This is a genomic window from Parvibaculum sp. (assembly GCF_030651915.1).
GTDB lineage: Bacteria > Pseudomonadota > Alphaproteobacteria > Parvibaculales > Parvibaculaceae > Parvibaculum.
On the sequence record NZ_JAUSBV010000005.1, the window covers coordinates 873678 to 899131 of the forward strand.

Genomic DNA, 25454 nt, shown 5'->3' on the forward strand with positions numbered 1-25454 from the left:
CAGATAGCGCGGTTTATACTGCCCCAGAGGGTTAACGGGCATAGTGATTCGGATGAGATCTGGGGTTCCATGGAGCGTCAAAGGCATTGAGCCCGAGGCGCGAGAGGCGGCTAAACAGGCTGCCCGCCGGGCAGGTGTGACGCTTGGCGCGTGGCTGAACAACGTCATCATGGAAACCGGCACGGATGAAGCGAGCGCCGAAGGCGGTGCTTCCGAGCCCTACCGGAACGCCTATGCGCCGCCACAAGCGGCGCCGGCCGAACCCAAGCCTGCTTCCGGAGTCGATCTCGCGCCTGTGGCCGAGGCGGTGCGCGAGGTGGTGCAGCGGGTTGAAAACAGCGAACGCCGCACTTCAGAAATGACGCGCAGGCTCGAGGCGACGGTGGGACATCTTGCCCAGCGCATCGACCAGTCGGAGCACGACATGGACGACAGATATTCCGAAGCCCGGTCCTCCGAGGCCCGATCGCTGGATCCGCTGGAGCGGAAACTGCAGCAGCTGCACGAGCGCATGGAGCGAGCCGAACGCGCGCGCAGCGGCGGCTTGCGCCCGGAAGATGCGCGCACGATCCAGACACTTGAGAAAGCCGTCAACGCGGTCGTCGATCATCTCGATCAAACCGAACGGCGCACCGACGACACGCTCGCCGAAATTCGTCAGTCGCTTGCCGCGCTTTCCGACCGCATGGAAACGGCGGAAGAGGAATCCGAACGCGAAGAAGCCAAGAAGCGCGCCCGCGTGCTCGAAGATGCGTTGATGCAGCTTGCGACACGCATGGAAAAGATGGAGCACGGCGTTTCCGGCATTGCGCCGCAGGCCGTGGAAGCGGCACTGAAGGCGATCGAAGAGAAGTCGCATGCCGAAAACCAGCGCGCGACCATCGAACGGCTTCAGACCAGCCTCGAGCAAATGGCGCAGCGTCTGGAACGCGCCGAACTTCGCAGCGACGAGACGGCAAAGATTTTCGAGACCAGCGTCACCGGCATCGCGCGCAAGCTCGAAGACCTCGACAATGTGCAGCGTCACGAGATTCCACAGGCGCTGGCGCAACGTCTCGAACAGATGGCGCAGCGGCTCGAACACAACGAACAGCTGACCGTGCAGGCCGCGCAGACCGTCGAACAGGCGATTGCCGGCATCAGCGAAAATCTCAGCGTGACCGACAGCCGTGACCGCGAAGCGCTGACGTCACTGCAGTCGATGATCGAGAAGATGACGAACCGTCTCGGTCATCTCGAACGTGAAACCAAGGCCGTGAAGCAGGCCGCGCTTTCGCCGCAGCTCAATGCGGGCGGCGTGGCGGCCGGTTTCGCCCCGTCCGGCCCCGGTTTCCCGATGCCGCAATTCGATGCGCCGCCGATGCTCAATCCGGCAATGGGCGGCAATCTCGGTCCGGCCCTCAACTCTTCGGATTGGGGCCGCCCGGTCGCGCCGACGGTTTCGGCGCCGCCGCCCGTCGATGCGCCCTACGAGAACGACGCCCCACCCTACGCGGACGAGGACGAACTGGCCGACACGCAGATGCGCGGGCCGGCCGATGACGGCGTCATTCCGCCCGACCCCGCACCGCCGCCGATGGAAAATGCCGGCCAGCGCGCCGCCAATGATTTTCTCGCCGCCGCGCGCCGTGCCGCTCAGGCCGCCGCGCAAGGCGGACAGACGCCACGTCAGGAACCCTACTACGCAACACCGCCCGCGCCGGGCTATGCCGAGTCGCCCGCGCGTTTTTCGGCAGAAGATCATGGCAGGGGCCGCCGCAAGCTCATTTCCGGACTTGCCGCGAGCTTTGTGTTGCTGGCGCTGATGGCCGGCGCCTATGTGATGCTGCAAGAGGGGCCCGCGCCGCGCATCGCGCTGCCCGAGGCGCCGATCGAACAGAGTGGCACGCAACCTTCCGTGCTCGACGCCGAAGGTGCGGGCGCCGCAACGAACAGGGATCCGGAGGCCAGTCCGGAGGACGCCGGCGCGACGTCAAACGACGCTTCAGTGCCGGCGTCCACCACGCCTTCCGCCGCACAACCGGCAGCGCCGGCCGAAGCGCTCGTGCCGACACCGCCACCCTCGACACCAAAACCTTCGGCGCCGAGCCCCGCAACCGCGCGACCGGCAGGCCAGGCGACATTGACGCCGGCTCCGTCGCTGACACCGGCACCGGCAAAGCCCGTCGAGACGGCGCCGGTCGAACCGGCACGTCTGACGCTGATGGAAGCGGCGGCCCGCGGCGACGCGGCCGCGCAGTACGAAGTCGGACAGCGCTATGCCGTTGGCGAAGGCGTGACGCAGGATATGAGCCAGGCCGCTGAATGGTTCGAACGTGCGGCCGATCAGGGGCTTGCCATCGCGCAATACAGGCTCGCCACGCAATATGAAAAAGGCCGCGGCGTGACGCAGGACGACGCCAAGGCGCGCACCCTCTATGAAAAGGCGGCCACAAGCGGCAACGTGAAAGCGATGCACAATCTCGCCGTCATCCATGCCGAAGGACGCGGCACCGCGCAGGACTTTGTCACCGCCGCCAAATGGTTCGAAGAGGCCGCCAATTACGGTCTCGGCGACAGCCAGTACAATCTTGCCGTGCTCAACGAACGCGGGCTCGGCATCGAGAAGAATGCCGGCGAGGCCTATAAGTGGCTTTCGATCGCCGCCAAGGGCGGCGACAAGGGCGCCGCCGCCAAGCGCGATGCGCTGGCCGCGACGATGGATGCCACCGAGCTCGCCAAGGCGAAAGTGGTCACCGAAACCTGGCGCGCCAAGACGCCAGCGCCGCTCGCCAATGGCGATATCAGCTCGCTGAAGAGTTGGGACGTGTCGTCGCTGGGCGACATCGGCAACAAGGCCGTACCGGCACGGGACGCCATCGCCCGGACGCAAGCGCTGCTCAACCGGCTCGGCTACGACGCCGGATCGCCTGACGGGCAGATGGGGCCGCGCACGCGCGATGCCATTCTCGACTACCAGATGACGGAGGGCCTGGAGGCGACAGGCACGGTGACGCCCGAGACACTGGCGACGCTCGAGGCGCGCTTCGGCTGAGCCGATTCCGGGCCGGTTTGCCTAGGAATTCCCGGCCGGACGTGTTACCCAAATCTGCATCCGTTGCTCCGTCCCCACTTCGCTCCGGGACGGTTTCCGGCTGCCGGAGTCCCGCCGCGCCATGCAGATTTATCTTCCGATCGCCGAGATGCCGGTCAATGTGCTGACCATTCTCGCCATGGGCGGTGCGGTCGGATTCCTTTCAGGCATGTTCGGCGTCGGCGGCGGCTTCCTGATGACACCGCTGCTGATCTTTCTCGGCATTCCGCCCGCGGTTGCCGTCGGCACGCAGTCGACGCAGGTTGTCGCCTCGTCGATGACGGGCGCGCTGGCGCATTTCACGCGTAAGTCGATCGACTTCAAGATGGGCGGCATCCTGCTGATCGGCGGCGTGGCCGGTTCGATCAGCGGCATCTACCTGTTCAGGGTGCTGACGCGGATCGGCCAGATCGACCTCGTCATCTCGCTTGTCTATGTGCTGTTTCTCAGCGTCATCGGCGCGATGATGATGGTGGAGAGCGTGCGCGCGATCCGCGCGGCACGCGGCGGCGTCATTCCGGCGCGGCGCGGCGGCCATCACAGCTGGATCCACGGCCTGCCCTTCAAGATGCGGTTTCGCCGCTCGAAACTTTATATCAGCGTCATCCCGCCGATCCTTGTCGGTTTCTTCGTCGGCATGCTGTCGGCGATCATGGGTGTCGGCGGCGGCTTCATCATGATCCCGGCGATGATCTATCTGCTGCGGATGCCGACCAATGTCGTGATCGGCACGTCGTTCTTCCAGATTGTCTTCGTGACCGCGCTGACCGGCGTGATGCATGCCTATACCAATTTCGCCGTCGATATCGTGCTCGGATTCCTGCTGGTGATCGGCGGCGTCATCGGCGCGCAGTATGGCGTGCGCGCGGCGGAGAAACTTCCCTCCGAGCAGTTGCGCGCCTTGCTGGCGGCGATCCTGTTGCTGATCGGACTCCGACTCGGATTCGATCTGGTGACGACGCCCGACGATCTCTATTCCGTTGTCGACGTGGCGCCGCACCGATGAAGACATTTCCGGCATATCGCCTTGCGCTGGCGCTGGCCTTCGTTGTGCTGGCGGCGGGGACTGTTCGCGCCGACCAACTGGTGACCGATCTTTCCGCACATCAGATTGCCATCCGCTCCAATTTCACCGGCACGGAGATTCTGCTGTTCGGCGCGGTGGAAGCGCGGACGCCCGGCGCGCGGGCGCTCAACCGCGACATTGTTGTGGTGGTGCAGGGACCGAACGCGCCGGCGATGGTGCGGCGGAAGGATCGCGTCGGCGGGGTCTGGGTCAATCACGACTCCGTCACCTATCCGGATGTGCCGGGCTACTACGCCGTTGCCAGCACGCGGCCGCTTGAGGTGACCGCGCCGCCCGAAACGCTGAGGGCACTGCGCATCGGAATCGAGAATGTCGATATCGGTGTGGCCGAAGCCCGCGCGATCGACGGCACGGCGCAAGCGCTGATGCCGGAGCAGGAGAACGCTTTCTGGAAGGCGCTGATCCGCAACCGACAGCGCGACCGGCTTTACAGCAATGTGCCGGGCGGCGTGACTTTTCTCGGACAAACGCTTTTCCGCGCGACGGTCGACATTCCGGCCAACGTGCCGGTCGGCCTCTACACCGCAAAGGTCTATCTGTTTCAGGACGGCGAAGTGGTCGACACGATTTCGTCGCCGCTCTATATCGACAAGCGCGGCATTGAACGCTTCATCTACCGCGCGGCGCATAGCGATCCGCTTCTTTACGGTTTGCTGGCGGTGCTCGGTGCGGCCTTTGCCGGCTGGCTTGCTTCGGCCGCGATGAGGCGAACGTAATGGAGATCAGCTATCTCGCGGCCGCCGCCGGCGGCCTCATCAGTTTTCTGTCACCTTGCGTGCTGCCGCTGGTGCCGGCCTATCTCTGCTTCATCGCGGGGACTTCGCTCGAAGAGCTGACGCGCGAGGACGAACACGGGAAGCCGCTGGCTTCGGAAGGGCTGACGCTGCGCGTGGCGCTGGGCGCCGCCGGTTTCGTGCTCGGCTTCACGACTATTTTCGTCGCGCTGGGCGCCAGCGCCTCGGCGATCAATCCCTTCATCATGGCGAACAAGATCCTGCTGTCGCAAATCGCCGGCGCCGTCATTGTCGTTTTCGGCCTGCATTATATGGGTCTTTTTCGCATCGCGTTGCTCAACCGCGACACGCGATTTCATCTGCCCGGCAATGGCGATGTGGCGCGCAATCCGTTCATGCAGTTCGGAAGTCCTTATCTGCTGGGGCTTGCCTTCGCCTTCGGATGGACGCCCTGCATCGGCCCGATCCTCGCGACGATCCTGACGATCGCGGCGGCGCAGGAAAATCTGCAGGCCGGCGTGACGCTGCTGACCTTCTATTCGCTGGGGCTTGGCCTGCCGTTTATCGCGGCGGCATTTGCCGTACGCGGATTTTTGTCGTTTGCCGCCAGCTTCCGGCGCCATATGCGCAAGGTCGAAGTCGTCGCCGGATTGCTGCTGGCGGCGACCGGAACGCTGATGATCATGGGCTCTTTCGAACGCATCGCGATCTTCCTGCTGGAGACATTTCCGGTGCTGGCGACGTTCGGATAGGGCTGCGGACCCCCCCTCTGTCACAAAACTGTCAAAAAACTGTCACAAATGCGATTCGGGGCGGCCAAAGCCGGGGATAAAGCGGGGATAACAAAAACTTGTCCCCGGGTTTATCCCTCAAATTGAGGGACAAGTGCCGTTTTTCGATCTGTCTACGGATCAATCGCCTTCGAGACGGCGGGCGGCGACAGGGACGACGGTGCGTCCGCCCATCATCCAGGCATGGAAATCGAGACCCGGAAAGAGGCCGTCCCAGGCACGGTCGAGGACGTTGAGGCCGCCGGCATAGGCGCCGAAGGCCGGCAGGACCATGCGTGTGCCGTCCGAGGCGTAGCAGCGGCGGCGCAGGCGGCGGCCGCGCACGCGCACCGCGGCGCAGGGGTGGAGATGGCCGGCGATCTCGCCGGTCGCCGGCGCAGGGCGCGGCTCATGACGGAAGGTCAGCGGACCGAGATCGAGCTCGGCGACGATCGTGCCGCCGAATTGCGGCGGCGGCGCCGGATCGTGATTGCCCGAAATCCAGATCCAGTCGCGGCCGCGCATCAGGCGCGCGAGATGCGCGGCGTCTTCGGGCGCCATGCGGCTGTCGGCGCTTGCGTCGTGGAAGCTGTCGCCGAGCGCGACGACCATGCGCGGACGGAAACGGGCGATCAGGTTTTCGAGGCGGGCGAGCGTGGCGCGGGTGTCCCAGGGCGGCAGCGCGATGCCTCGCGCGGCATAGGCGGAACCTTTTTCGAGATGGAGATCGGCGACGACCAGCAGACGCTCGGCTGGCCACCATGCAGCGCCTTCGGGCGTCAGGTCGAAGGCGACGCCGCAAACGGCGAGTGCGGGCTGCGTTTCGAGATGGATGTCTTTTACTTCGTACATCTGCCGATCAAATTCCGACGGCCTGCGTGTGCCGCGAGGCCCATGGGCCCCGGCTTGCGCCGGGGTGACACTTTTATATGAGGAAAGGCTGTGCCTCAAACCAGCCTTGTCGCTTCCTCGATCAGCTTGTCGGCCGCTTCGGAGAGTAGCGCTTCGCTGGCCTCGCCGTCGACCTGGACCTTGCCGATGTCGAGAAGGACGGGGACGGCCAGCGGCGAGACGCGGTCGAGGCGTTTCAGGACGATGCGGCCCTTGATGCGTTTCAGCATGGCGGCGACGCGGCCGACATCGAGCAGGCCCGTGGCGGCGTCAATATAAGTGGCGCGCAACAGGATGTGATCGGGCTCGTGCTCGCGCAGCACATTGTAGATGAGGTCCGACGAGAAAGTGACCTGGCGGCCCGACTTCTCATGGCCCGGATAGCGGCGCTCGATCAGGCCGGCGATGATGGCGCAATCGCGGAAGGTGCGCTTCAAGAGGCTCGACTCAGCGAGCCAGGCATCGAGATCGTCCCCCAGCATGTCTTCAGCGAACAATTCGCCCAAGGGCAGTTCGTGACGCTCATGCATCAGGCCCGGATCGCGCAGGCACCAGATCGCCAGCGAATATTCCGAGGCGACGAAGCCCATGGGCCGGGCGCCGGCGCGGTCGAGGCGGCGGGTCAGCAGCATGCCGAGCGTCTGATGCGCGAGGCGGCCCTCGAAGGGGTAGCAGACGAGATAGAACTTGTCGCCGCGCGGAAAGCACTCGACCAGCAGATTGTCTTCGCCGGGGAGCAGCGAGCGCCAGCTCTGCATTTCGAGCCATTCGCGGACCTGCGGCGGCAGGTGCACCCATTCCGCCTTGTGGGCCAGCATGCGGCGAACGCGGGAGGCGAGATAAGTCGAGAGCGGAAACTTGCCGCCGTAATAGGAGGGGATCATCGGCTCGCCGGATTGCGACTTGGTGACGAGAGCCTCGGTTTCGGCGAGGCCTTCGAAGCGCAATATGTGGCCGGCAAAGAGGAAGGTGTCGCCGGGCGAAAGCTGGTCGATGAAATATTCCTCGATCTCGCCGAGATAACGGCCGCCCATGCCGCCGACGGGGCGGCGCCCTCCCCGCTTTATCATCCGAACCTTCAGCATCGGCGCCTCGACGATGGTGCCGACATTCATGCGGTATTGCTGGACGACCGAGGGCGAGGCGGCGCGCAGGCGCATGTCGCCTTCGAGCTTCGCGTTGGGACGCAGGCGGGCGAAGCGGTCATAGGTTTTCAGCGCATAGCCGCCGGTGGCGACGAAATCGACCAGCTTGTCGAAGTCGCCGCGCGTCAATGCGCGATAGGGCGCGGCGGAGCAGACCTCCGCAAAGAGACCGTCGGGATCGAAAGGCTGCGAACAGGCGCAACCGAGAATGTGCTGCGCCAACACGTCGAGCGCGCCCTCTCGCGCAACCATGCCGTCCTGCGCGCCTTCGAGCGCGGCGGCGCGGGCGGCCTCGCATTCGAGCACTTCGAAACGGTTGGCCGGGACCAGCAGCGCACGCGAGGGCTCGTCGAGGCGGTGATTGGCGCGGCCGATGCGCTGCAGCAAGCGGCTGGCGCCTTTCGGGGCGCCCATGTTGACCACCAGATCGACCTCGCCCCAGTCGATGCCGAGATCGAGGGTCGAGGTGCAGACGACGGCGCGCAAGCTCCCCGCCGACATGGCAGCCTCGACCTTGCGGCGGGCTTCGGCGGCGAGCGAGCCGTGATGGAGCGCGATGGGGAGCGCGTCGTCGTTCAATCGCCAGAGTTCCTGAAAGACGAATTCGGCCTGTGAGCGCGTGTTGACGAAGACCAGCACGATGCGGTTTTGCCGGATCGCTTCATAGACGGCAGGCAGCGCATGGCGCGCCGAGTGACCCGACCAGGGGATGCGCGCCTCGCCGCCTTCCTCGTCGGGAAGGCCGGTGGCGACAATGCTGATCTCCGGCAGGGCGCCGGGCGGTGCGACGACGATCTCGGCGAGGCTTTCACCTTCGAGCGGCTGCGGCATCAGGTAGCGGCGCAGCGCCTCGGGCTCGGCAACGGTGGCCGAGAGGCCGACGCGGCGGGCGGCAGGTGCCAGGCGGGCGAGGCGCGCCAAGCCCAGCGACAGGAGATCGCCGCGCTTCGAATTGGCCAGCGCGTGCAGTTCGTCGAGGACGATGCAGGCAAGCGAGGCGAAGAATTTCGGTGCGTCGGGATAAGACAGGAGCAGCGCCAGTTGCTCGGGCGTCGTCATCAGGATCGAGGGCGGGGTGTGGCGCTGGCGCAGGCGGCGGTTCTGCGGCGTGTCGCCGGTGCGGGTTTCGATGGCGATGTCGAGGCCCATTTCGGCGAGCGGGATTTCGAGGTTGCGCTTGACGTCGACGGCGAGCGCCTTCAGCGGCGAGATATAGAGCGTGTGAAGCGCGGGCGCGGGCGGCGGATTTTCGACGAGATCGACGAGGCTCGGCAGGAAGCCCGCCAGCGTCTTGCCGGCGCCGGTGGGCGCGATCAGCAGCGCCGATTTTTGCGCGCGGGCAAGATCGAGCAGCGCCAGCTGATGGGCGCGCGGCCGCCAGCCACGGGCGGCGAACCAGCGGGCGAAGGCGGGCGGCAGCGCGGCGGGCGCTTGCACGGGGAGCGGGGCAGTCATGACGGGAGGTTAGCAGGTTGCGGCGCGGCGGAAAGGCGGAGCGTAGCGCGCCAAGTACGCGCGCCCCGCATTTTTTCGCACCACGGAGGATATCCCCAATTGCCGGTACCGTTCCAACCTGGACACTCGACAAGGGAAAATAGGACTGCCCACAGAGCAAATAGAGGCTTGTGATTCCGCCGTTGAGTGAGTCAAGCTGAAGACTTGACAGGGTACGGAGAAAAAAATGGCTCAAGAGGACAAGTTTGCTAAGGGGGTAATGCGTATTGCTGCAACCCAACAAAATGGCATATGCACCTTTAAGCGCGCTTACGCCGAAATGTCCAACTATGTAAGTCTCTCTGCGGGCAATCTTGCTCTCTCAACGACTCGCCCGGGCGAGCCGATGTGGCATCAGATCGTGCGCAATATTAAGTCTCACGACTCTTCTTATACGAACTTCATCGCGGCGGGGCTTCTCGTTCATATTCCTAGAGTGGGCTACAGGATCACCGATAAGGGACGCCGATCCTTGACGTGAGGCGTCTAAGTGTACTGCTTTTTGTAGCCGGGCTTGAACCACTTCAGTTCTGTGCCACTTGTCGCGTCTTTGTCCCAAACAAACCACGCATAAGCTGTGGTGCCGGAGCCGCCTTGGGTTGCGCCCTTCATATAGAAGGTGATGCGCTCACTGAAAACCCAAACGCGCGACGGCGGCATCTGAGAGAAGATTGTATTGGCGCGGTTTGCGCCTTCAAGAAAGGCGAGTCTCAACAAAAGCGCAAACTTGCGGTTGGCAAGATTGAGTCCGTTTGCCAAGAACCCCTCGGCGCAATTGTACGGCGGGTTGGTGACGATATTGTCGGTGACGCGACGAGCCTTTAGAAAGTCGTGCCCGGCCTCACCAAACCCGCGATCGAACAAGTCCGTGCTGTGCACGTTGCACCCGGTCTCTTCAAGGACAAGAGACATCGCGCCGTCGCCACATGCAGGCTCCCAAATTTCGCCGACGAATTTCTCGTTGTCGATAAGGGCGTGAGTTGCCCAACGAGGGGTGGGAAAAAAGTCTGGACCGCCAAGATCAGCGTTTCGCTTGATCGTCGGTTTGAAGCCGCCATTTAGATTGTATGTCAGGTCAGTCATGGCTGTTTCCCCCGGTTGCTCTGCATAAGTTAGCAGGTGTGTCGGGTTAACGGCTGGTTAACGGACCGGCGCAGGTGAGTCATTTTGACTCACCCTTCCCGCTTAGTCGCGTCCCCCGTCGATTACGCCGAACCGCCCAACGCGACGCATAGGGACGATTTCCTCTGGCGCAAGTGCCGCGTCCACAAGCTCCCCAATCGCCTAAATATGATCGGTGACGCCAAGTGCCGTGGCCAGGGACAGGCGGTGAACGCCGGTCAGGTACTCAGTCGCGCGGATGCTGACACCCTCAGCAAGAGCGGAAACGATGTCAGTTTGCTTGTCGCGGGGAAGAACGCTTGCCATGGGGCCAGTCCATAGGTTGACGGCGGGCTTTGAGCGGGTCTGGAAAGATTCAGACTTTTCCCCTATATTACAGGGAGCGGTCAGAAACTCGGGGGCCAGTCCCGGGTGGATGATCGGGGCCGCGCTGTTTCCAGCAGCACGGCCCCTTCGATTCGGGTGGTTCGGGGACCCGGATTCGAACCGGGATAGCACCGAGGGTAAATCAGGCGTCCTACCGTTAGACGATCCCCGATCAGAGCCGATTAAGGGCCGTTCTCTCTTGCTTTTCAGTGGCTTAGAGAACGGCCCTTCCTGTTTTTCCGGGCCCCCGCGCGTCGGTCGGCGTGTTCGCCGAGGGCTCTTACTCTCCTTGTCATAGATTCTCACCTCCTTTCTACCTCGCGATAATATGGGACCGGGCCGTTTCGCGCAAGGTAGAAAAGAGGTATGTAGATTTTTTATACCTTGACGACATGTTAAGTCCGGCGCCATATTGCGGGCACAGGAGGACGACCCAATGTCTGACACCCCGAGCAGCGACGGCCCGAAGCGTTTCCGGAGCCCCCCGTATCCCTTTATCCCGCTGGCGAAGGCCGTGGAGCGAGTGAAGCAGCTCCACCCAAAGGCTCTGCATCATCAAGTCAATTTCGCGGTTCTGGCGGACGCATGGGGCTATGGCATAAAGAGCAGTGGCCTCATTCAAACGGCGGCGGCGCTTATCCAGTTCGGCTTTCTGACGGATGAAGGCTCCGGGCAGAAGCGCAAGTTTCAGCTAACGCAAGACGCTATCCGGATTGCTCAGGACACGGACCCCAGTTCCGACAAGCGGAAGGCCGCCATTCAACGCGCCGCGCTGGCGCCGAAAATCCATAAAGAACTCTGGGAAAATTACGGAAATTCCGGAGTTTCCGATATGGTGCTACGGAACTACCTGATATTCGACCGCACCGATAGCGATGGGGCGGCCTTTAGCGCCTCGTCCGCTGATGCGCTCATTGAAGAGTATAAGTCCTCGATTTCATTTGCAGAAATCACCTCAGCGCCGCCTGTCTCCAAAGATGAGGAGAATGAGGAAGGTGAAGATGAGGCAAGTGACATTGAGAAGTCTTCAAAAGAAGAGCATGCTGATCGTGGTCAAAAACGGCGCAAAGCCGCAGCAAAGGTCGGTATGAAAGAGGACGTGTTTTCACTCAAGGAAGGCGATGTCGTTTTCCAGTGGCCCGAAAAGCTCTCTCCGGAGAGTTTCGAGGACTTGGACGCTTGGGCGAAGATCATCTTGCGCAAGATCCAGCGTAGCGTTGTTGTTGCCCCCGATGAGAAAGACGAGGCCGCCAACTAGGCGGCTCTTGTCACGAGAGGAAAATAAGAAATGCCCGCCTATATCGTGAAGGCCACCGATGAGAACGGATGGATAAGTCCTCCTATAGTTGCCAACTGTCAGAATGCAAACGATGCGACGCAGCTTGTCCGGCTGATGGTATCCGATGTCACCAAAGTAGAGGTCAAGGGAATACGCACGGACGTCATGCAAGAGGCTTTTGGAGAGCTACCAGAAGGTACTGCCGTCTTTCGCAGCGACTGGACTTGGGCTGAAAATGGAGAAACTCCACGCCCATATTAGCTTTCTTGTTTTTGGCGTCTGCTACACTAGACCGCATGAAGGGCACTTATCCCCGTTTCTCAGCGTCCCGTGGCTATCGCAAAGCGAGCAGTATTCCCGCACCGGACGGCCAAGGCTCTTTGGCTTGAGCGCGGTCCAAGCGTTGCGAGTAGCCCACTTCGTCTTTATACGAATGGTGATTTCGATTTCGCAGTCTTCGGTTTCCATGTGCTTGCTCCCGGCTGTTTCAAGGGCGAGCTATCGAATTAGGACACCGGGGAAACCAAGTTAGGACACTGAGGGGCTAATCAGGACAGCTCCCACCACAATGGAGTGCCCCGCCCCCATGCTCGATCAACTGCCACCGGAAATTCGCGTGCATCTCGATGCGCTGTTGCCGACCTTTGTCGAGCACGGGCTGGCGATCATTTCGGCGGTGCTGATCCTGATCGCCGGTTTCTGGTTCGCCGGCAAGGCACGGCAATGGACGATCGCCGGCATGGCGCGGATTCCCGGCATCGACGAAATGCTGCAGAATTTCTTCGGCACGCTGGTGCGCTATCTGGTGCTGATCTTCACCGTGCTGGCGGTGCTGGCCAAATTCGGCGTGCAGACGGCGAGCCTGATCGCACTTCTCGGCGCGGCCGGTCTGGCGGTCGGCCTGGCACTGCAGGGCACGCTGTCGAATGTCGCCGCCGGCGTGATGCTGCTGATCTTCCGGCCGTTCCGATCCGGCCATTATGTCGAGGTCGGCGGGATCGCCGGGACGGTCAAGCTGCTGTCGCTTTTCAACACCGAACTGACAACGCCCGACAATGTGCAGATCTTCGTGCCCAACAGCCAGATCTGGGGACAGGCGCTGAAGAACTACACTTTTCATGCGACGCGGCGGGTCGATTTTTCCTTCGGCATTTCCTATGGCGACGATATCGGCAAGGCGATGGATGCGATCCGGGCCGAATTCGCGGCCGAGCCGCGCTGCCTCAAGGAGCCCGAACCCTTTCTCGGCGTCGGCGGGCTCGGCGACAGCTCGGTCAACATCACGGCGCGGGTCTGGTGCGCGACATCCGATTACTGGCCGCTGAAGTTCGAATTGACCCAGCGGGTCAAGGAACGCTTCGACGCCGAGGGAATCACCATCCCCTTCCCGGCACGGACGGTCTATACTGGCAAAGATTGAGGCCAACGGGGTTACGGGCGGCATCACAAGGGCAGGTTTTCGGACATGAACCGGTTATTCGGCGGGCCTGTGCTGGCCACCATCTTCAAGCTGGCGGTCGCCTCGATCGCGGTCGGCATCGTGCTGGCCATTCTCGGCATCAAGCCGATCGACCTGTGGCGCGACTTCCTGTCCACCATCGCCAATATCTGGTCGATGGGTTTCGAGGCCATCGACTGGTCGCTGCAATATCTGGTGCTCGGCGCCATTGTCGTCGTGCCGATCTTCATTGTCGTCAGGCTGTGGTCGGTGATGACGGAGCGCGGGAAGAAGGATTGAGGGGGAAATAGCTTCGCCCACCCTCCCCTTGGGGGAGGGCAATCGCATGTTGGCTCTGGGCGTTCAACCAACACCGTCATTGCGAGCGAAGCGAAGCAACCCAGAAAGCGCCGCAAACTCTGTGTTCGGCGCTTTCTGGGTTGCTTCGTCGCTACGCTCCTCGCAATGACGACCTGAAATGAGTTGCGTCCGGCAAACCACCAATTGCACATGCGATTGCCCTGCCCCTTTGGGGGCGGGTGGGACGTCGAGGCGCGCAGGACGTACATGCCGCCTTCCCTTGCGTCATGCCGAAAGGCGAGACGGGATGTAGGCGGCGCGCTATCTTTCTTCCAAACAAACATGCGGGAGGACGAGATGGCGACGATGTTTCGCGACGGGCTTTTGAAGGGCAAGCGCATTCTGGTGACGGGCGGCGGCACCGGGCTCGGCAAGGAGATGGCCGAGGATTATCTCAGGCTCGGGGCCGAGGTTTATATCTGCGGGCGGCGCAAAAACGTGCTCGACGAGACCGCCAAAGAACTGATGGCGAAACATGGCGGCTCGGTCAAAACGCATAGCGTCGATATTCGCGTCGCGCAGGCGGTCGACGACATGGTCGGCGAAATCTGGGCCGATGGCGGGCCGCTGACCGGGCTCGTCAACAATGCGGCGGGAAATTTCATCTCGCCGACGAAAGACCTTTCGCCGCGCGGCTTCGACGCGATCGCCAATATCGTCTTTCACGGTTCCTTTTATGTGACGCATGCGATCGGGCGGCGCTGGATCGAGGACAAGGTCAAGGGCAGCGTGATTTCAATCCTGACGACATGGATCTGGAATGGTGGACCTTTCACCGTGCCGTCGGCGATGTCGAAGGCCGGTGTCAACATCATGACGAAGTCGCTGGCCGCCGAATGGGGACCCTATGGCATCCGCCTCAACGCGATTGCGCCGGGACCGTTCCCGACCGAAGGCGCCTGGGCGCGGCTGTCGCCCGGCCAGTCGACCGATGGCGAGGGCTCGCGCGACGGCATTCCGATGGGGCGCGTCGGCGAGATGGACGAGTTGAAAAACCTGGCGACCTTCCTGATGGCGGATGGTTGCGAATATCTGACCGGGCAGACCATTGCCATCGACGGGGCGGGCTATTCGGCCGGCGGCGGCAATTTCGCGCGGCTGTCGAAGCTTTCGGACGCGGAATGGGACAAGATGCGCGAACTGATCCGCGGCGCCAACGACAAGGACAAGGCGCAGCGGAGCGTTTGAAGGAAGGAAGGTTTTTGCACGCAGAGGCGCAGAGACGCAGAGAAGAAAGGCAATGAAAGTTGTTCGCGCAGAGCAGAACAATGGGCCTTATTGGCGCTTCGCGCCGGAAGATTCTTCGCGCCGAAGGCGCAACAAATTTTCTTTCTTCTCTGCGTCTCTGCGCCTCTGCGTGCACGATCCCTTTTTAGTTCACATCTCGATGACGACCTTGCCGACGGCTTCGCGGTTTTGCAGCATGCGCATCGCGTCGACGGCGCGTTCGAGCGGGAAGCGGGCGCAGATATAGGGGGCGATCTTGCCTTCGGCGGCGAGACGGCCGATGGCTTCGAGGTTGGCCCGGCCCGCCTCGGGGTCACGGCGGCCATATTCGCCGGCGCGGACGCCGATGACCGAGAAGCCCTTGATCAGCGGCATGTTGACCGAGACGGTCGGGATGCGGCCGCTGGTAAAGCCGATGATCAGCAGGCGGCCGTTCCAGGCAATGCAGCGGGTGCTTTCGTCGAAAATGTCGCCGCCGACGGGATCGAAGACCACGTCGGCGCCCCGGCCCTCCGTCAGTTCCTTCACCTGCTCGCGAAAGCCCCTGCTGACATTCAGCACATGATCGGCGCCGCGCGCCTTCACCACTTTCAGTTTTTCGTCCGAGGCCGAGGTGGCGATGACGGTGGCGCCGAGGAGCTTGCCCATTTCGACGGCGGCGAGGCCGACGCCGCCCGTGCTCCCATGCACCAGCAGAGTTTCGCCGGGCTGCAGATGGCCGCGGCAGACAAGCGCGACCCAAGCCGTCAGGTAGGCGGCGGGATAGGCGGCGGCCTGCGCGAAATCCATGTTGCCGGGGATCGGGCGGCAGGCTTCCTCGGACACGTTCGCCTCCTCGGCGAAACCGCCGATGCGCAGGCCGGCGACGACGCGGTCGCCCGGCTTGAACTTCGTCACGCCTTCGCCGATTGACGCGACGGTGCCCGCGCCTTCCATGCCCGGCGCGAAGGGCAGCTCGGGCTTGAACTGGTATTTGCCCTGCACCATCAGGATGTCGGGAAAGTTGACCGAGCAGGCGCGGAGCGCCACGCGCAACTCGCCCGGGCCCGGCGGCGGCAGCTCGATCTCGTCCATACGCAGGACGCCGATATCGTCGGACAATTCATGCACACGCATGGTTCGCATTTCGAGACTCCCGGAATTTTTTGCTTATGGCAAATTGCTGTGTGCGCCGAGCATAGAGCCACGGCCCCGACTTCGCCACGGTGGGTGCACAGAATTGCGCCGGGGACCGGGCATGCTGCGAGAGGGAAGACCAAGATGATCAACGGCATGGAGACGCTGCGTTTCGGTGTGGCGCATCTCGAGCGAATTTCCCTGCACTATGCCGAGGCGGGGCCGGCCGACGGACCGGTCGTCTTTCTGCTGCATGGTTTTCCCGATACCTGTCTCGGCTGGAACCGGCAGATGCCGGCGCTGGCAAAGGCCGGGTTCCGCGTGATCGCGCCCGACCAGCGCGGCTACGGGCCGAGCGGCAAGCCGAAGGGTGTGGCGGCCTATGATCTCGACGAGCTGGCGGAAGACGTGGTGGCGCTGGGCGTGCATTTCGGCGAGACGAAGCTGCGCGTCGTCGGGCATGACTGGGGCGCCAGCGTCGCCTGGTGGCTTGCCTCGACGCGGCCGGCAGCGCTGGAGAAGGCGGCGATGATCAACGCACCGCATCCGGCGATCTGGAAGCGGGCGATGTATGCCGACGCGGCACAGCGCAAGAAGAGCCGCTATGTCAAAGCGATGCGGCTGCGCTGGCTGCCCGAAATGGCGATCCGGCGCGGCAATTTCGAGCCCTTCATCGCGACGCTGAAGGCGGCGGCGCGGCCGGGCGTGTTCGACGGCGAGGCGGAGGCCTATCGCAAGGCCTGGCGCGAGCCGCGCGCGCTGACCTCGATGCTCAACTGGTACCGCGCGTTGCTGAAGAAGGACCTGCCCGCCGCACCCGGCCCGATCGAGACGCCGGTGCTGCTGATCTGGGGCGAGAAGGACGCCTTCGCCGATCCGTCGCTGGCGCGGGACAGCATCGCGCTGTGCAGGCGCGGCGCGACGCTCTTTTTCGCCGAGGGTTCGCATTGGGTGCATCGCGAGGAGGTGCAGCCGGTCAACGAAATGCTGATCACCTTCCTGCAGTCGGATCAGGACCAGGCATAGGCGCTTGCAAGCGCCGCCAGACCGAGCAGGATGAAGATCGCCGCCGTGATCGTGCGGACAAGGGCGAGCGGCACGCGCTTTGCCGCCGCCTCGCCGAGCAGGACGGCGGGGATGTTGGCCGCCATCATGCCGAGCGTGGTGCCGAGCGCGACGAGCACCAGCGACTGGTAATGGGCGGCCAGCGCGGCGGTGGCGACCTGTGTCTTGTCGCCCATCTCGACAAGGAAGAAGGCAACCGTGGTGGCGAGGAAGGGGCCGAAGCGCGCGGGCGCTTTCGCCTCGTCCGCCGCGGGCGGCGCATCGGGAATGAGCGCCCAGACACCCATGGCGAGGAAGGAGATGCCGACCGTCCAGGCGAGCACCAGCGGCGTCAGCCAGTCGGCGATCAGGGTGCCGACAAAGGCGGCCAGCGCGTGATTGGCGACGGTGGCGACGAAAATACCGGCGATGACGGCGACCGGCGCGCGAAAGCGGACGGCGAGGATCAGCGCCAGAAGCTGCGTCTTGTCGCCGATTTCGGCGATGGCGACGGTACCGAGGGAAACGAGGAAGGCTTCCAAAAGACAAGCTCCGATGCCGGACGAGACAATGACCCATTGCGCCCGCCCGGCCGAGGGGCGCGCATGAGCCAAAGGTCTCGCCAATTCAGCTTGTCGCTGAGCACGGACGCCACGGGTTCGAGATTATCCAACCCGAGTTTGTTGACGCCCGCCCCTCTCTGCCATGACGGCGGAGGGCGGCTACTCCCCTAAGGACGGTGTGGGATTAGCACGCACGCAAAAACGGGGCAAGCGTCGTTTGCCGAGAGCGGAGAACCCCTCCCCAAACGGCTTGCAGCCGTTTGACTGCCCGGCCCTTCGCTTGCGCTCCGGGCGTTCGGGTCTCGAAAAGGTCCACCGGACCTTTTCGTTTGCTTACGCAAACCGCCCCTCACCCCACAGGGGGAGGGTGGAAGGAGATGAGTCAACGGAGCGCGGCGCCGACATCGGCCGCGATTTTCTCGCAGGCCGATTTTGCCAGCGGCACGACGCCGGTCATGGCGGTGAAGGCATGGGCGAGGCTGTCTTCGCAGCGATAGGTGACGGAGACACCCGCCGCTTTCAGCTTGTCGGCATAGGCCGCGCCCTGATCGCGCAGCGGATCGAAGCCGGCGGTGATGACGATGGCCGGCGCGAGCCCCGCGAGGTCCGGCGATTTCATCGGCGAGACGCGCAGATCCTTGCGTTCGGCTTCGTTGTTGAGATAGAGACCGCCGAACCAGTCCATGATTTCGGCCGTCAGCGGATAGACATGGGCGCAGCTCTGCATCGAACCGCCCTTCCAGTCCCAATCGGTGACCGGATAGATCAGCAGTTGCAGCGCGGGACCCGGGCGGCCGGCGCGTTTTTCCTCCTGGGCGATGACGGCGGAGAGATAGCCACCGGCACTGTCGCCGCCAACGCCGATTTTCCCGGCGATCATGCCGAGATCGGCGGCATGGGTATCGGCCCAGCGATATGCGGCCAACGCATCGTCGATGGCGGCCGGGAATTTGTGCTCCGGGGCCAGACGATAGGCGACGTTCAGCACCGCGCAGCCGGCAATGTCGGCAATCATCGTGCAGAAGGTGTGGCAGGTGTCGAGATCGCCGATGACGCAGCCGCCGAAATGAAAAAAGACCAGACCGGGCAACGGGCCTTGCGCCTCTTTGGGCGTGTAGAGGCGCGCTTCGAGCGGGCCGGCCGGGCCCGGCACTTCGAGCGCGCGCACGGAAACGCCTTGGCGCGGCGCATCGTCGAGCAGGCTCAGGCCCGCCGCCGTGCCGGCGCGAGCGGCGGCGGGGTCGAGCGTCGTTATCGAAGGCTGCTTTGCGCCCTGCACGGCCAGAAACTGGGTGCGCGCATCGAGGATGCGGCCGTCGATCGCCAACGGCTTGCCGCCCGACATCCTGATCAGGATGCCGTCGGGCAATTTCAGCAGGCTGCGGACGATGAATTTCTGGACGCTCATCGGCGATTTCCTCTCAAGGGGCGGGAGCGGCAATCAGGGCTGGCGCGCGGGCAAGGCGCGGAAACCATTGAGCACCAGTTGGGTGGCGAAGGCCGAGGCGACGGTGGCATCCATGTCGGGGCGGCGCAACATGCGGTCGCCGATTTCCATGGCGATGCCGACAAGGGCGGCCATCAGATATTCGGAATCGACATCGGGCAGCGTGCCGTTGCGGATGTCTTCTTCCAGATATTCGCGGATCTCCTCGAAGCCGGCGAGGATTTCGGGCGAGTCCATTCGGACGCGCACCGTATTCGGATTGCGACGCATCACCTGGAAGGTGTCGCGATCGGTCGCCAGATATTCGAAATAGGTGCGATAGGCATTGCGGATGAAATCCTCGAAGGTGCGCGAGCGGATGCGCTCGGCGCGCAGGCGCGGACGGATGCGGCGCATGCCCTCGTCCATCAGCGCTTCGAAGACTTCTTCCTTGCTTTTGAAGTAGTTGTAGAAGGTGCCCGAGGCGAGGCCGGTCTTGCGGATGATGTCGCGCACCGAGGTGGCGCCATAGCCGAGATCGGCGAAGACGCTGCGCGCGGCATCGAGGATCGCCTCGCGGTTGGTGTGTTTGGTCTGTTCGCGCTTGCCGCGCGGTTTCGACGCCGAGGACCCGGTTTCGGGTTCGACCTCCATCTGTGTGACGCCTGCCATTTTCCCTCTCCGCGCGGACTGTCCGCCCCCGGACTCGCACGCCTCGCAAATCATTCTAATCCAATGACGAAAAACGTCAATTTCGGCGCCGGCGGGCGGGAGGCGAAAATCTTCCTTGTTTCAGACGGTTAGAGTTGAGGGGGCGCCCCTGAGCCGCTGTGACGCCGCGTTCACGGGAAGGCATAGGCGGCCAGAAGGCGCGTGACCTTTTCGCCATCGGTCGAAAGCGGCAGATGCACACATTCAAACCGGCGAAAGCCGCGATCGAGCCAATCGAGCCGGCCCGCCAGCGCGACGGGGCGCGGCGCGGCCAGCAGATCCTCCAGCGCCGCGAGCCTTTGCCTGAGGCGCTCGCCGCTGTGACCTTCGCGCAGGGATTTTCCGGTGCGGTCGACGCCGCCCAGTTCAACGAGGCCGGTGCCCATGAGACGGTAGCGGATGTCGAGCGGATCGTAGGTGACGTCGGATATGGTGAGAAAGGGCAGCAGACGGGGGATCTCCGCGGGGTCGATGTCGGAAGGCGCCGGCATCAACCGCGTGCCGCGCTTGCGCTCCCAATAGGCGATCAGTTGCGGCAAGGGCGCCGCAAGCGCATCGAGATCGCCGAGGAGCGTCAACCCCTCTTCGAGGTCCAGCATGGTCTGTCGCTCCGTTGCCGCCCCCCGATGGTCCCGACGCAGTCTGCGCCCCTGCCCCGCGGGACGCAACCGGGCGGCCGGCCAGGCGCGTGCTGACTTGGCGCGGCGGCGCAGAGCGCGTAAAAGGCGGTTTCGGGCGTTTTCACGGCTTGCGAAGACTTTGTCATGGCCTCAGGCTTCAAAATAACTCCGGAACATATCGCGCTGATGAAGGACGTGCTGATCGAGCATGTGCCGCATGCGAAAGCGCTCGGCATGACGGTCGTCAACGCCGCCCCCGGCGAAGCCTGGCTGTCGGTGCCCTATGCCGAGAACCTGGTCGGCAATCCCGAGACCGGCGTCATTCACGGCGGCGTCATCACCTCGCTGCTCGACAATGCCTGCGGCATCGCCGTGCAGCTGGCGCTGCCGGAGCGGATGTCGATCGCGACGCTCGATTTGCGCATCGATTACATGAAACCGGCGACGCCGAAGCTTGAGCTGATGTCGCATACGCATTGCTACAAGGTGACGAGCAGCATCGCCTTTGTGCGCGGCACGGCCTATCACAGCGACGAGGCCGATCCGATCGCCACCTGTGTCGGCACCTTCATGCTGTCGGCCAACCGCAGCATGCCGATGACGCCGGAAGCGGCGGCCGAGGCGATGGCGCTGTTCGCGCAGAAGAAGGGCGGCGCGGCATGAGCGCGGAAACGAAAATGCCCGACATCGAGGTGCTGATGCAGGCGATCCCCTATGCGCGCTGGCTCGGCATCAGTATCGACCAGCGCGGCAACGAGATCACCACGGTGCTGCATTTCTCGGAGAAGCTGATCGGCAATCCGGTGCTGCCGGCGCTGCATGGCGGCGTGATCGGCGCCTTTCTGGAGACGACCGCGATCGCGCAGCTGGCATTTGAGTTTTCAGGGGGCGAGGCCGGTGCCGGCGGGCTGCCGAAGCCGATCGGGCTGACCATCGACTATCTGCGCTCGGGCAAGCCTGTCGAGACCTATGGGCGCGCCGTCATCACCAAACAGGGACGGCGCGTCGCCACCGTGCATGCCGAGGCCTGGCAGGAGGACCGCGCACGGCCCATTGCGGCGGCGCATGGACATTTCCTGCTGAAGGCAGCGGACGAACCTGCCGACAAATGAGTACCGCGACGCCGGCATCGCGGGTGACGCACCGCACCGTGCTGGCGATTGCCGCGCCGATCGTTCTTTCCAACATCTCGACGCCGCTGCTCGGCATTGCCGACACCGCCGTGATGGGGCGGCTGGGCGACCCCAAATATATCGGCGCGGTGGCGATCGGGGCGCTGATCTTCACGCTGGTCTATTGGAGCTTCGGTTTCCTGCGCATGGGAACGACCGGGCTGACCGCGCAGGCGCTGGGCGCCAAGGACGGCGCCGAAATCCGCGCCGCGCTGGGCCGCGCGCTGCTGATTGCAGGCGCTGTGGGCGCCGCACTGATCGCGCTGCAATGGCCGATCGGGCTTGCCGCCTTCGCGCTGCTCGATGGCGGGCCGGAGGTGGAGCCGCTGGCGCGCATCTATTTCGACATCCGCATCTGGAGCGCGCCCTGGGCGCTTGCCAATTATGCGCTGGTCGGCTGGTTCATCGGGCTCGGGCGCGCGCAGGTTGCGCTGGTGCTGCAGGTGTTCCTCAATCTCGTCAACATCTTCTTCAATATCTGGCTGGCGCTGGGGCTCGGCTGGGGCGTGGCCGGGATCGCGGCGGGCACGCTGATCGCGGAAGTCGCCACCGCGGCGCTCGGTCTTGCCCTTGCGGCGCGGCATTTGCGGTTTTATCCGGGGGCGTGGACACGGGCGCGGCTCATGGATGCGGCGCAGCTGGCGCGCACCATCGCCGTCAATCGCGACATCATGGTGCGGACCGTGGTGCTGATGCTGTCCTTTGCCTGGTTCACCGCAAAAAGCGCCGAGGCCGGGCCGCTGACGCTGGCGGTCAATTCGATCCTGCTGCAATTCGTGACGGTGAGTGCGTTCTTCCTCGACGGATTTGCGCTGGCCGCCGAAGCGCTGGTCGGAAGGGCGGTCGGTGCGCGCAACCGCCGCGATTTCGACCTCGCGGCGAAGCTCTCGACGCAATGGGCGGCCGGGATTTCGCTGCTGCTGTCCATCGGCATTTATGCCAGCGGCGGCGCGGTTATCGATTTTCTCAGCGTCGACGAGGGCGTGCGCGGAACGGCGCGGCTCTATCTCTTCTGGGCGGCGCTGCTGCCGGTGCTGTCGGTCTGGTGCTACCAGCTTGACGGGATTTTCATCGGCGCGACGCGGGGCCCCGAAATGCGCAATGCGGCGCTGGCCTCGAGCCTGCTCTTTCTCGGGCTGTGGTGGCTCTTTTTGCCTTGGGGCAATCACGGGCTGTGGGCGGCGCTGACCGGTTTCAACCTGATGCGGGCGGCGTCGCTCGGATTTTATTTTCCGCGGCTGAGACGCGCGATCTAGAAAAGATCCAGCACGCTTTCGGGCGGACGGCCGATCTTCGCCCTGGCGCCGGCAACGACGATGGGGCGTTCGATCAGGATCGGGTTTTCCGCCATCGCGCGCACGAGTTTTTCGTCGGAGAGCTTTTCGTTGTCGAGGCCGAGCGACTTGTAGACGTCCTCGCCCTTGCGCAGCAGATCGCGCGGTTTCATTTTCAGCTTTTTCAGGATTGCCTGAAGCTCGGCGGCGGTGGGCGGCTCTTTCAGATAGTCGATCACTTTCGGCGCGTGACCGTTTTCCTCCAGCAGCGCCAATGTCTGGCGCGATTTCGAGCAGCGCGGATTGTGATAGATGGTGGGCTTTGACATGCCTCGTTTCCTCTACAGTTTGACGTCGACGCCGACGGCATCCTTCAGATGCGCGAAACCGTCTGCCGCGAGATGCGCCGCCAGTTCGCGCTTGAGGCGCGCGATCAGACCGGGACCTTCAAAGGTGAGTGCCGAGTAAAGCTGCAACAGCGATGCGCCGGCGCGAATTTTCATGTAGGCGTCGTGGCCGTTCGATATGCCGCCGACGCCGATCAGCGGCAGGCGGCCCGCGGTCAGGCGGTACATGTCGGCCAGCACCGCTGTCGACATCGCAAAGAGCGGCGCACCGGAGAGGCCGCCTGTCTCCTGCGCATGGAGGCCCGAGACCAGACCTTCGCGCATGATCGTCGTGTTGGAGACGATCAAGCCATCGAGGCCCTGCGCCAGCGCCACCTCGGCGATGTCGGCGAGTTCCTCGGGGCCGAGGTCGGGCGCGATTTTCAACAACACGGGCGTCTTGCCGCGCCGCGCGGCCAGCACGCGGGCGATCAGGTTTTCAAGTTCGGCGCGGTTCTGCAGTGCGCGCAGACCCGGCGTATTGGGCGAGGAAATGTTGACTGTGAAGTAGCTCGCCAGCCCTTCGAAGGCGCGGATGCCGGCTTCGTAGTCGGCAATGCGATCGGCCGCATCCTTGTTGGCGCCGATATTGACGCCGACGATACCGGGACGCTTGCGGCGCGCCTCGAGACGCTTCTTCAGCGCCGCATGGCCTTCATTGTTGAAACCGAGACGGTTGATCACCGCGCGATGGACCGGCAGCCGGAAAATGCGCGGGCGCGGATTGCCCGCTTGCGGCAGCGGCGTCACCGTGCCGACTTCGGCAAAGCCCATGCCCATCGCCAGCATGGCGTCCGGTACTTCGCCGTTCTTGTCGAAGCCGGCGGCGATGCCGAGCGGATTTTCGAAATGCATGCCGAGAATGTCGGTCGCCAGCGAAACGGGATCGGCTTCGCGGGTGCGAGGGCCGAGACCCAGGCGCAGCGCGCGCAAGGTCAGGGCATGCGCCGTCTCGGGATCGAGCAGGCTCATGGCCGGGCGCGCCAGCGGAAAGAGATCGATGCGCGTCATGGTTCAAGCTCCGGGAAGCGATGCGCGCCGTCCTCGCCAACGGGCAGCGCTTCGACGCGGCGCACGGCCTCAAGGCTCAGCACATCGTAGAGATGGGGAAAGAGCGCGCCGCCGCGCGAGGGCTCCCATTTGAGCGCGTCGCCGAGCGCCGCCGTCTCGACCGCGACCAGCAACAGGCCCCGGCGGCCAGCGAAATGGCGCGCCGCCGTTTCGGCGACCTGGGCGGCGGTCGAGAAATGGATGAAGCCGTCGTCGATATCGACCGCCGAGCCGATGAAACGGCCCTCGGCCGCGGCGGCGAGCCATTCATACTCGCTGACGATCTTGTAGATGAGGCCCGAAACTGACGGCATGCCGATTTTTCCCGATTGCGCGGCACTCTAGCCATGGGGCGGCGGGGGGACAAGAAACAGATAATAGGAATTAACTCTGGAAATCAGGCGGAATTCCTGATTATATTCTTATCTCATTCACGGTTTGATCGATCCGGACGCAATACTCATGGCCGATGCCCTGTCTCACGGCCGACTCTGGACCGCCATCGATGCGCTGGCCTCCGCGCATGGCCTGACGGCGTCCGGCCTTGCCAAATCGGCCGGCCTCGACGCCACGACCTTCAACAAGTCGAAGCGCGTCACGGCGGCGGGGCGGCCGCGCTGGCCGAACACGGAAAGCCTTTCGCGCATACTCGATGCGACCGGCTCCTCGCTTGAGGAATTTCTGGCGCTGGTGGCAAATGGCGACTTCGTGGCGCGGCAACGCAACGTACCGCTGATCGGCCTCGCACAGGCGGGGCATGGCGGCTATTTCGACGATGCGGGCTTTCCGGTCGGGAGCGGCTGGGAGGAAGTGGCGTTCCCGGAATTCAAGGACGAGCATGCCTATGCGCTGGAAGTCAGCGGCGACAGCATGGCACCGGTCTATCGCGATGGCGACATCATCGTCGTGTCGCCCGCCGCCGGCATCCGGCGTGGCGACCGCGTGGTGGTCAAGACGATCGCCGGCGAAGTGATGGCCAAGGTGATGGCGCGGCGCACCGCCAAAAACGTCGAACTGCACTCGTTCAATCCGTCGCATGACGACCGGATATTGAAAAACGACGAAATCTTGTGGATGGCGCGAATTATCTGGGCCAGCCAATAGCG

The 25454-nt window shown here is 63.8% G+C and carries 27 protein-coding genes and 1 tRNA gene; 15 read left to right on the forward strand and 13 right to left on the reverse strand.

Annotated elements, in window-relative coordinates; all coding sequences use genetic code 11:
* Positions 1–136 precede the first annotated feature (136 nt).
* The 4 genes from Q7V31_RS08585 to Q7V31_RS08600 all read left to right on the forward strand — a co-directional run bounded on the left by Q7V31_RS08585 (position 137) and on the right by Q7V31_RS08600 (position 5646).
* Entirely contained in the window at positions 137–3034 is a 2898-nt protein-coding gene (locus tag Q7V31_RS08585) for a peptidoglycan-binding protein (protein ID WP_304733655.1), read from the forward strand.
* A 121-nt stretch (positions 3035–3155) separates the two neighbouring features.
* The gene (locus Q7V31_RS08590; protein ID WP_304733656.1) at positions 3156–4079 is read left to right on the forward strand and encodes a sulfite exporter TauE/SafE family protein; all 924 of its coding nucleotides are present in this window, start codon (positions 3156–3158) and stop codon (positions 4077–4079) included.
* The gene (locus Q7V31_RS08595; protein WP_304733657.1) at positions 4076–4876 is read left to right on the forward strand and encodes a TIGR02186 family protein; all 801 of its coding nucleotides are present in this window, start codon (positions 4076–4078) and stop codon (positions 4874–4876) included. The genes Q7V31_RS08590 and Q7V31_RS08595 overlap by 4 nt, the downstream gene beginning before the upstream one ends.
* On the forward strand, positions 4876–5646 hold the full coding sequence (locus tag Q7V31_RS08600) for a cytochrome c biogenesis CcdA family protein (RefSeq protein ID WP_304733658.1): 771 nt from the start codon (positions 4876–4878) through the stop codon (positions 5644–5646). The genes Q7V31_RS08595 and Q7V31_RS08600 overlap by 1 nt, the downstream gene beginning before the upstream one ends.
* Before the next feature lie 159 nt (positions 5647–5805).
* Here the strand turns inward: Q7V31_RS08600 and pdeM are convergent, their stop codons facing one another.
* On the reverse strand, positions 5806–6516 hold the full coding sequence (gene pdeM / locus Q7V31_RS08605) for a ligase-associated DNA damage response endonuclease PdeM (protein WP_304733659.1): 711 nt from the start codon (positions 6514–6516) through the stop codon (positions 5806–5808).
* A 95-nt stretch (positions 6517–6611) separates the two neighbouring features.
* Positions 6612–9155, reverse strand: coding sequence for a ligase-associated DNA damage response DEXH box helicase (locus tag Q7V31_RS08610; protein ID WP_304733660.1), 2544 nt, complete (start codon positions 9153–9155; stop codon positions 6612–6614).
* A gap of 226 nt (positions 9156–9381) precedes the next feature.
* Here Q7V31_RS08610 and Q7V31_RS08615 point away from each other — a divergent pair, with 226 nt between their 5' ends.
* Entirely contained in the window at positions 9382–9675 is a 294-nt protein-coding gene (locus Q7V31_RS08615) for a hypothetical protein (protein WP_304733661.1), read from the forward strand.
* A gap of 5 nt (positions 9676–9680) precedes the next feature.
* On the opposite strand, the gene Q7V31_RS08620 is transcribed toward Q7V31_RS08615, so the two are convergent.
* From Q7V31_RS08620 to Q7V31_RS08630, 3 genes are all read right to left on the reverse strand, one after another.
* Entirely contained in the window at positions 9681–10277 is a 597-nt protein-coding gene (locus Q7V31_RS08620; RefSeq protein ID WP_304733662.1) for a hypothetical protein, read from the reverse strand.
* Between the two features lie 201 nt (positions 10278–10478).
* On the reverse strand, positions 10479–10622 hold the full coding sequence (locus tag Q7V31_RS08625) for a hypothetical protein (RefSeq protein ID WP_304733663.1): 144 nt from the start codon (positions 10620–10622) through the stop codon (positions 10479–10481).
* Between the two features lie 157 nt (positions 10623–10779).
* A tRNA-Val gene (locus Q7V31_RS08630) sits at positions 10780–10854 on the reverse strand.
* A 264-nt stretch (positions 10855–11118) separates the two neighbouring features.
* On the opposite strand from Q7V31_RS08630, the gene Q7V31_RS08635 reads away from it, so the two are divergent.
* The 5 genes from Q7V31_RS08635 (at position 11119) to Q7V31_RS08655 (ending at position 14947) form a co-directional block, all read left to right on the forward strand.
* On the forward strand, positions 11119–11940 hold the full coding sequence (locus Q7V31_RS08635) for a hypothetical protein (protein WP_304733664.1): 822 nt from the start codon (positions 11119–11121) through the stop codon (positions 11938–11940).
* A 30-nt stretch (positions 11941–11970) separates the two neighbouring features.
* Entirely contained in the window at positions 11971–12222 is a 252-nt protein-coding gene (locus Q7V31_RS08640) for a hypothetical protein (protein WP_304733665.1), read from the forward strand.
* 325 nt (positions 12223–12547) lie between these two features.
* Positions 12548–13381: a mechanosensitive ion channel family protein gene (locus Q7V31_RS08645; protein WP_304733666.1), complete on the forward strand. Its 834-nt coding sequence runs from the start codon at positions 12548–12550 to the stop codon at positions 13379–13381.
* A gap of 45 nt (positions 13382–13426) precedes the next feature.
* Positions 13427–13699 (forward strand): DUF6460 domain-containing protein, encoded by a 273-nt coding sequence (locus Q7V31_RS08650; protein WP_304733667.1) that lies wholly within the window; start codon positions 13427–13429, stop codon positions 13697–13699.
* A gap of 366 nt (positions 13700–14065) precedes the next feature.
* Positions 14066–14947, forward strand: coding sequence for an SDR family oxidoreductase (locus tag Q7V31_RS08655; RefSeq protein WP_304733970.1), 882 nt, complete (start codon positions 14066–14068; stop codon positions 14945–14947).
* A gap of 189 nt (positions 14948–15136) precedes the next feature.
* On the opposite strand, the gene Q7V31_RS08660 is transcribed toward Q7V31_RS08655, so the two are convergent.
* Positions 15137–16111, reverse strand: coding sequence for an NADPH:quinone oxidoreductase family protein (locus Q7V31_RS08660; RefSeq protein ID WP_304733668.1), 975 nt, complete (start codon positions 16109–16111; stop codon positions 15137–15139).
* 135 nt (positions 16112–16246) lie between these two features.
* On the opposite strand from Q7V31_RS08660, the gene Q7V31_RS08665 reads away from it, so the two are divergent.
* Positions 16247–17128: an alpha/beta fold hydrolase gene (locus Q7V31_RS08665; protein WP_304733669.1), complete on the forward strand. Its 882-nt coding sequence runs from the start codon at positions 16247–16249 to the stop codon at positions 17126–17128.
* Here Q7V31_RS08665 and Q7V31_RS08670 read toward each other — a convergent pair.
* From Q7V31_RS08670 to Q7V31_RS08685, 4 genes are all read right to left on the reverse strand, one after another.
* The gene (locus Q7V31_RS08670; RefSeq protein ID WP_304733670.1) at positions 17113–17688 is read right to left on the reverse strand and encodes a TMEM165/GDT1 family protein; all 576 of its coding nucleotides are present in this window, start codon (positions 17686–17688) and stop codon (positions 17113–17115) included. The two genes, Q7V31_RS08665 and Q7V31_RS08670, sit on opposite strands and share 16 nt — an antisense overlap.
* A 403-nt stretch (positions 17689–18091) precedes the next feature.
* Positions 18092–19117 carry an alpha/beta hydrolase gene (locus tag Q7V31_RS08675; protein WP_304733671.1) on the reverse strand — a complete coding sequence of 342 codons (1026 nt, stop codon included), beginning with the start codon at positions 19115–19117 and terminating at the stop codon, positions 18092–18094.
* 33 nt (positions 19118–19150) lie between these two features.
* Positions 19151–19807, reverse strand: a complete 657-nt coding sequence (locus Q7V31_RS08680; RefSeq protein ID WP_304733672.1) for a TetR/AcrR family transcriptional regulator — start codon at positions 19805–19807, stop codon at positions 19151–19153.
* A 170-nt stretch (positions 19808–19977) separates the two neighbouring features.
* Positions 19978–20445, reverse strand: coding sequence for a PAS domain-containing protein (locus tag Q7V31_RS08685; RefSeq protein ID WP_304733673.1), 468 nt, complete (start codon positions 20443–20445; stop codon positions 19978–19980).
* A 165-nt stretch (positions 20446–20610) separates the two neighbouring features.
* Here Q7V31_RS08685 and Q7V31_RS08690 point away from each other — a divergent pair, with 165 nt between their 5' ends.
* Genes Q7V31_RS08690 through Q7V31_RS08700 form a run of 3 tightly spaced genes read left to right on the forward strand, consistent with a single transcriptional unit; the run spans position 20611 to position 22894 of the window.
* Positions 20611–21129 (forward strand): PaaI family thioesterase, encoded by a 519-nt coding sequence (locus tag Q7V31_RS08690; RefSeq protein ID WP_304733674.1) that lies wholly within the window; start codon positions 20611–20613, stop codon positions 21127–21129.
* Positions 21126–21578 (forward strand): PaaI family thioesterase, encoded by a 453-nt coding sequence (locus Q7V31_RS08695; RefSeq protein ID WP_304733675.1) that lies wholly within the window; start codon positions 21126–21128, stop codon positions 21576–21578. The genes Q7V31_RS08690 and Q7V31_RS08695 overlap by 4 nt, the downstream gene beginning before the upstream one ends.
* The gene (locus tag Q7V31_RS08700; RefSeq protein ID WP_304733676.1) at positions 21575–22894 is read left to right on the forward strand and encodes an MATE family efflux transporter; all 1320 of its coding nucleotides are present in this window, start codon (positions 21575–21577) and stop codon (positions 22892–22894) included. The genes Q7V31_RS08695 and Q7V31_RS08700 overlap by 4 nt, the downstream gene beginning before the upstream one ends.
* Here the strand turns inward: Q7V31_RS08700 and arsC are convergent.
* From arsC to Q7V31_RS08715, 3 genes are read right to left on the reverse strand one after another with little or no spacing between them, the layout of a single operon-like run.
* Entirely contained in the window at positions 22891–23241 is a 351-nt protein-coding gene (arsC, locus tag Q7V31_RS08705) for an arsenate reductase (glutaredoxin) (protein ID WP_304733677.1), read from the reverse strand. The two genes, Q7V31_RS08700 and arsC, sit on opposite strands and share 4 nt — an antisense overlap.
* 12 nt (positions 23242–23253) lie before the next feature.
* Positions 23254–24309 carry a quinone-dependent dihydroorotate dehydrogenase gene (locus Q7V31_RS08710; protein WP_304733678.1) on the reverse strand — a complete coding sequence of 352 codons (1056 nt, stop codon included), beginning with the start codon at positions 24307–24309 and terminating at the stop codon, positions 23254–23256.
* On the reverse strand, positions 24306–24662 hold the full coding sequence (locus tag Q7V31_RS08715; RefSeq protein WP_304733679.1) for a DUF952 domain-containing protein: 357 nt from the start codon (positions 24660–24662) through the stop codon (positions 24306–24308). Before Q7V31_RS08715 ends, Q7V31_RS08710 begins: the two co-directional genes overlap by 4 nt.
* A gap of 148 nt (positions 24663–24810) precedes the next feature.
* Between Q7V31_RS08715 and Q7V31_RS08720 the strand changes: the two genes are divergently transcribed.
* Positions 24811–25452, forward strand: coding sequence for a helix-turn-helix transcriptional regulator (locus tag Q7V31_RS08720; RefSeq protein WP_304733680.1), 642 nt, complete (start codon positions 24811–24813; stop codon positions 25450–25452).
* The last annotated feature ends 2 nt before the right edge of the window (positions 25453–25454 follow it).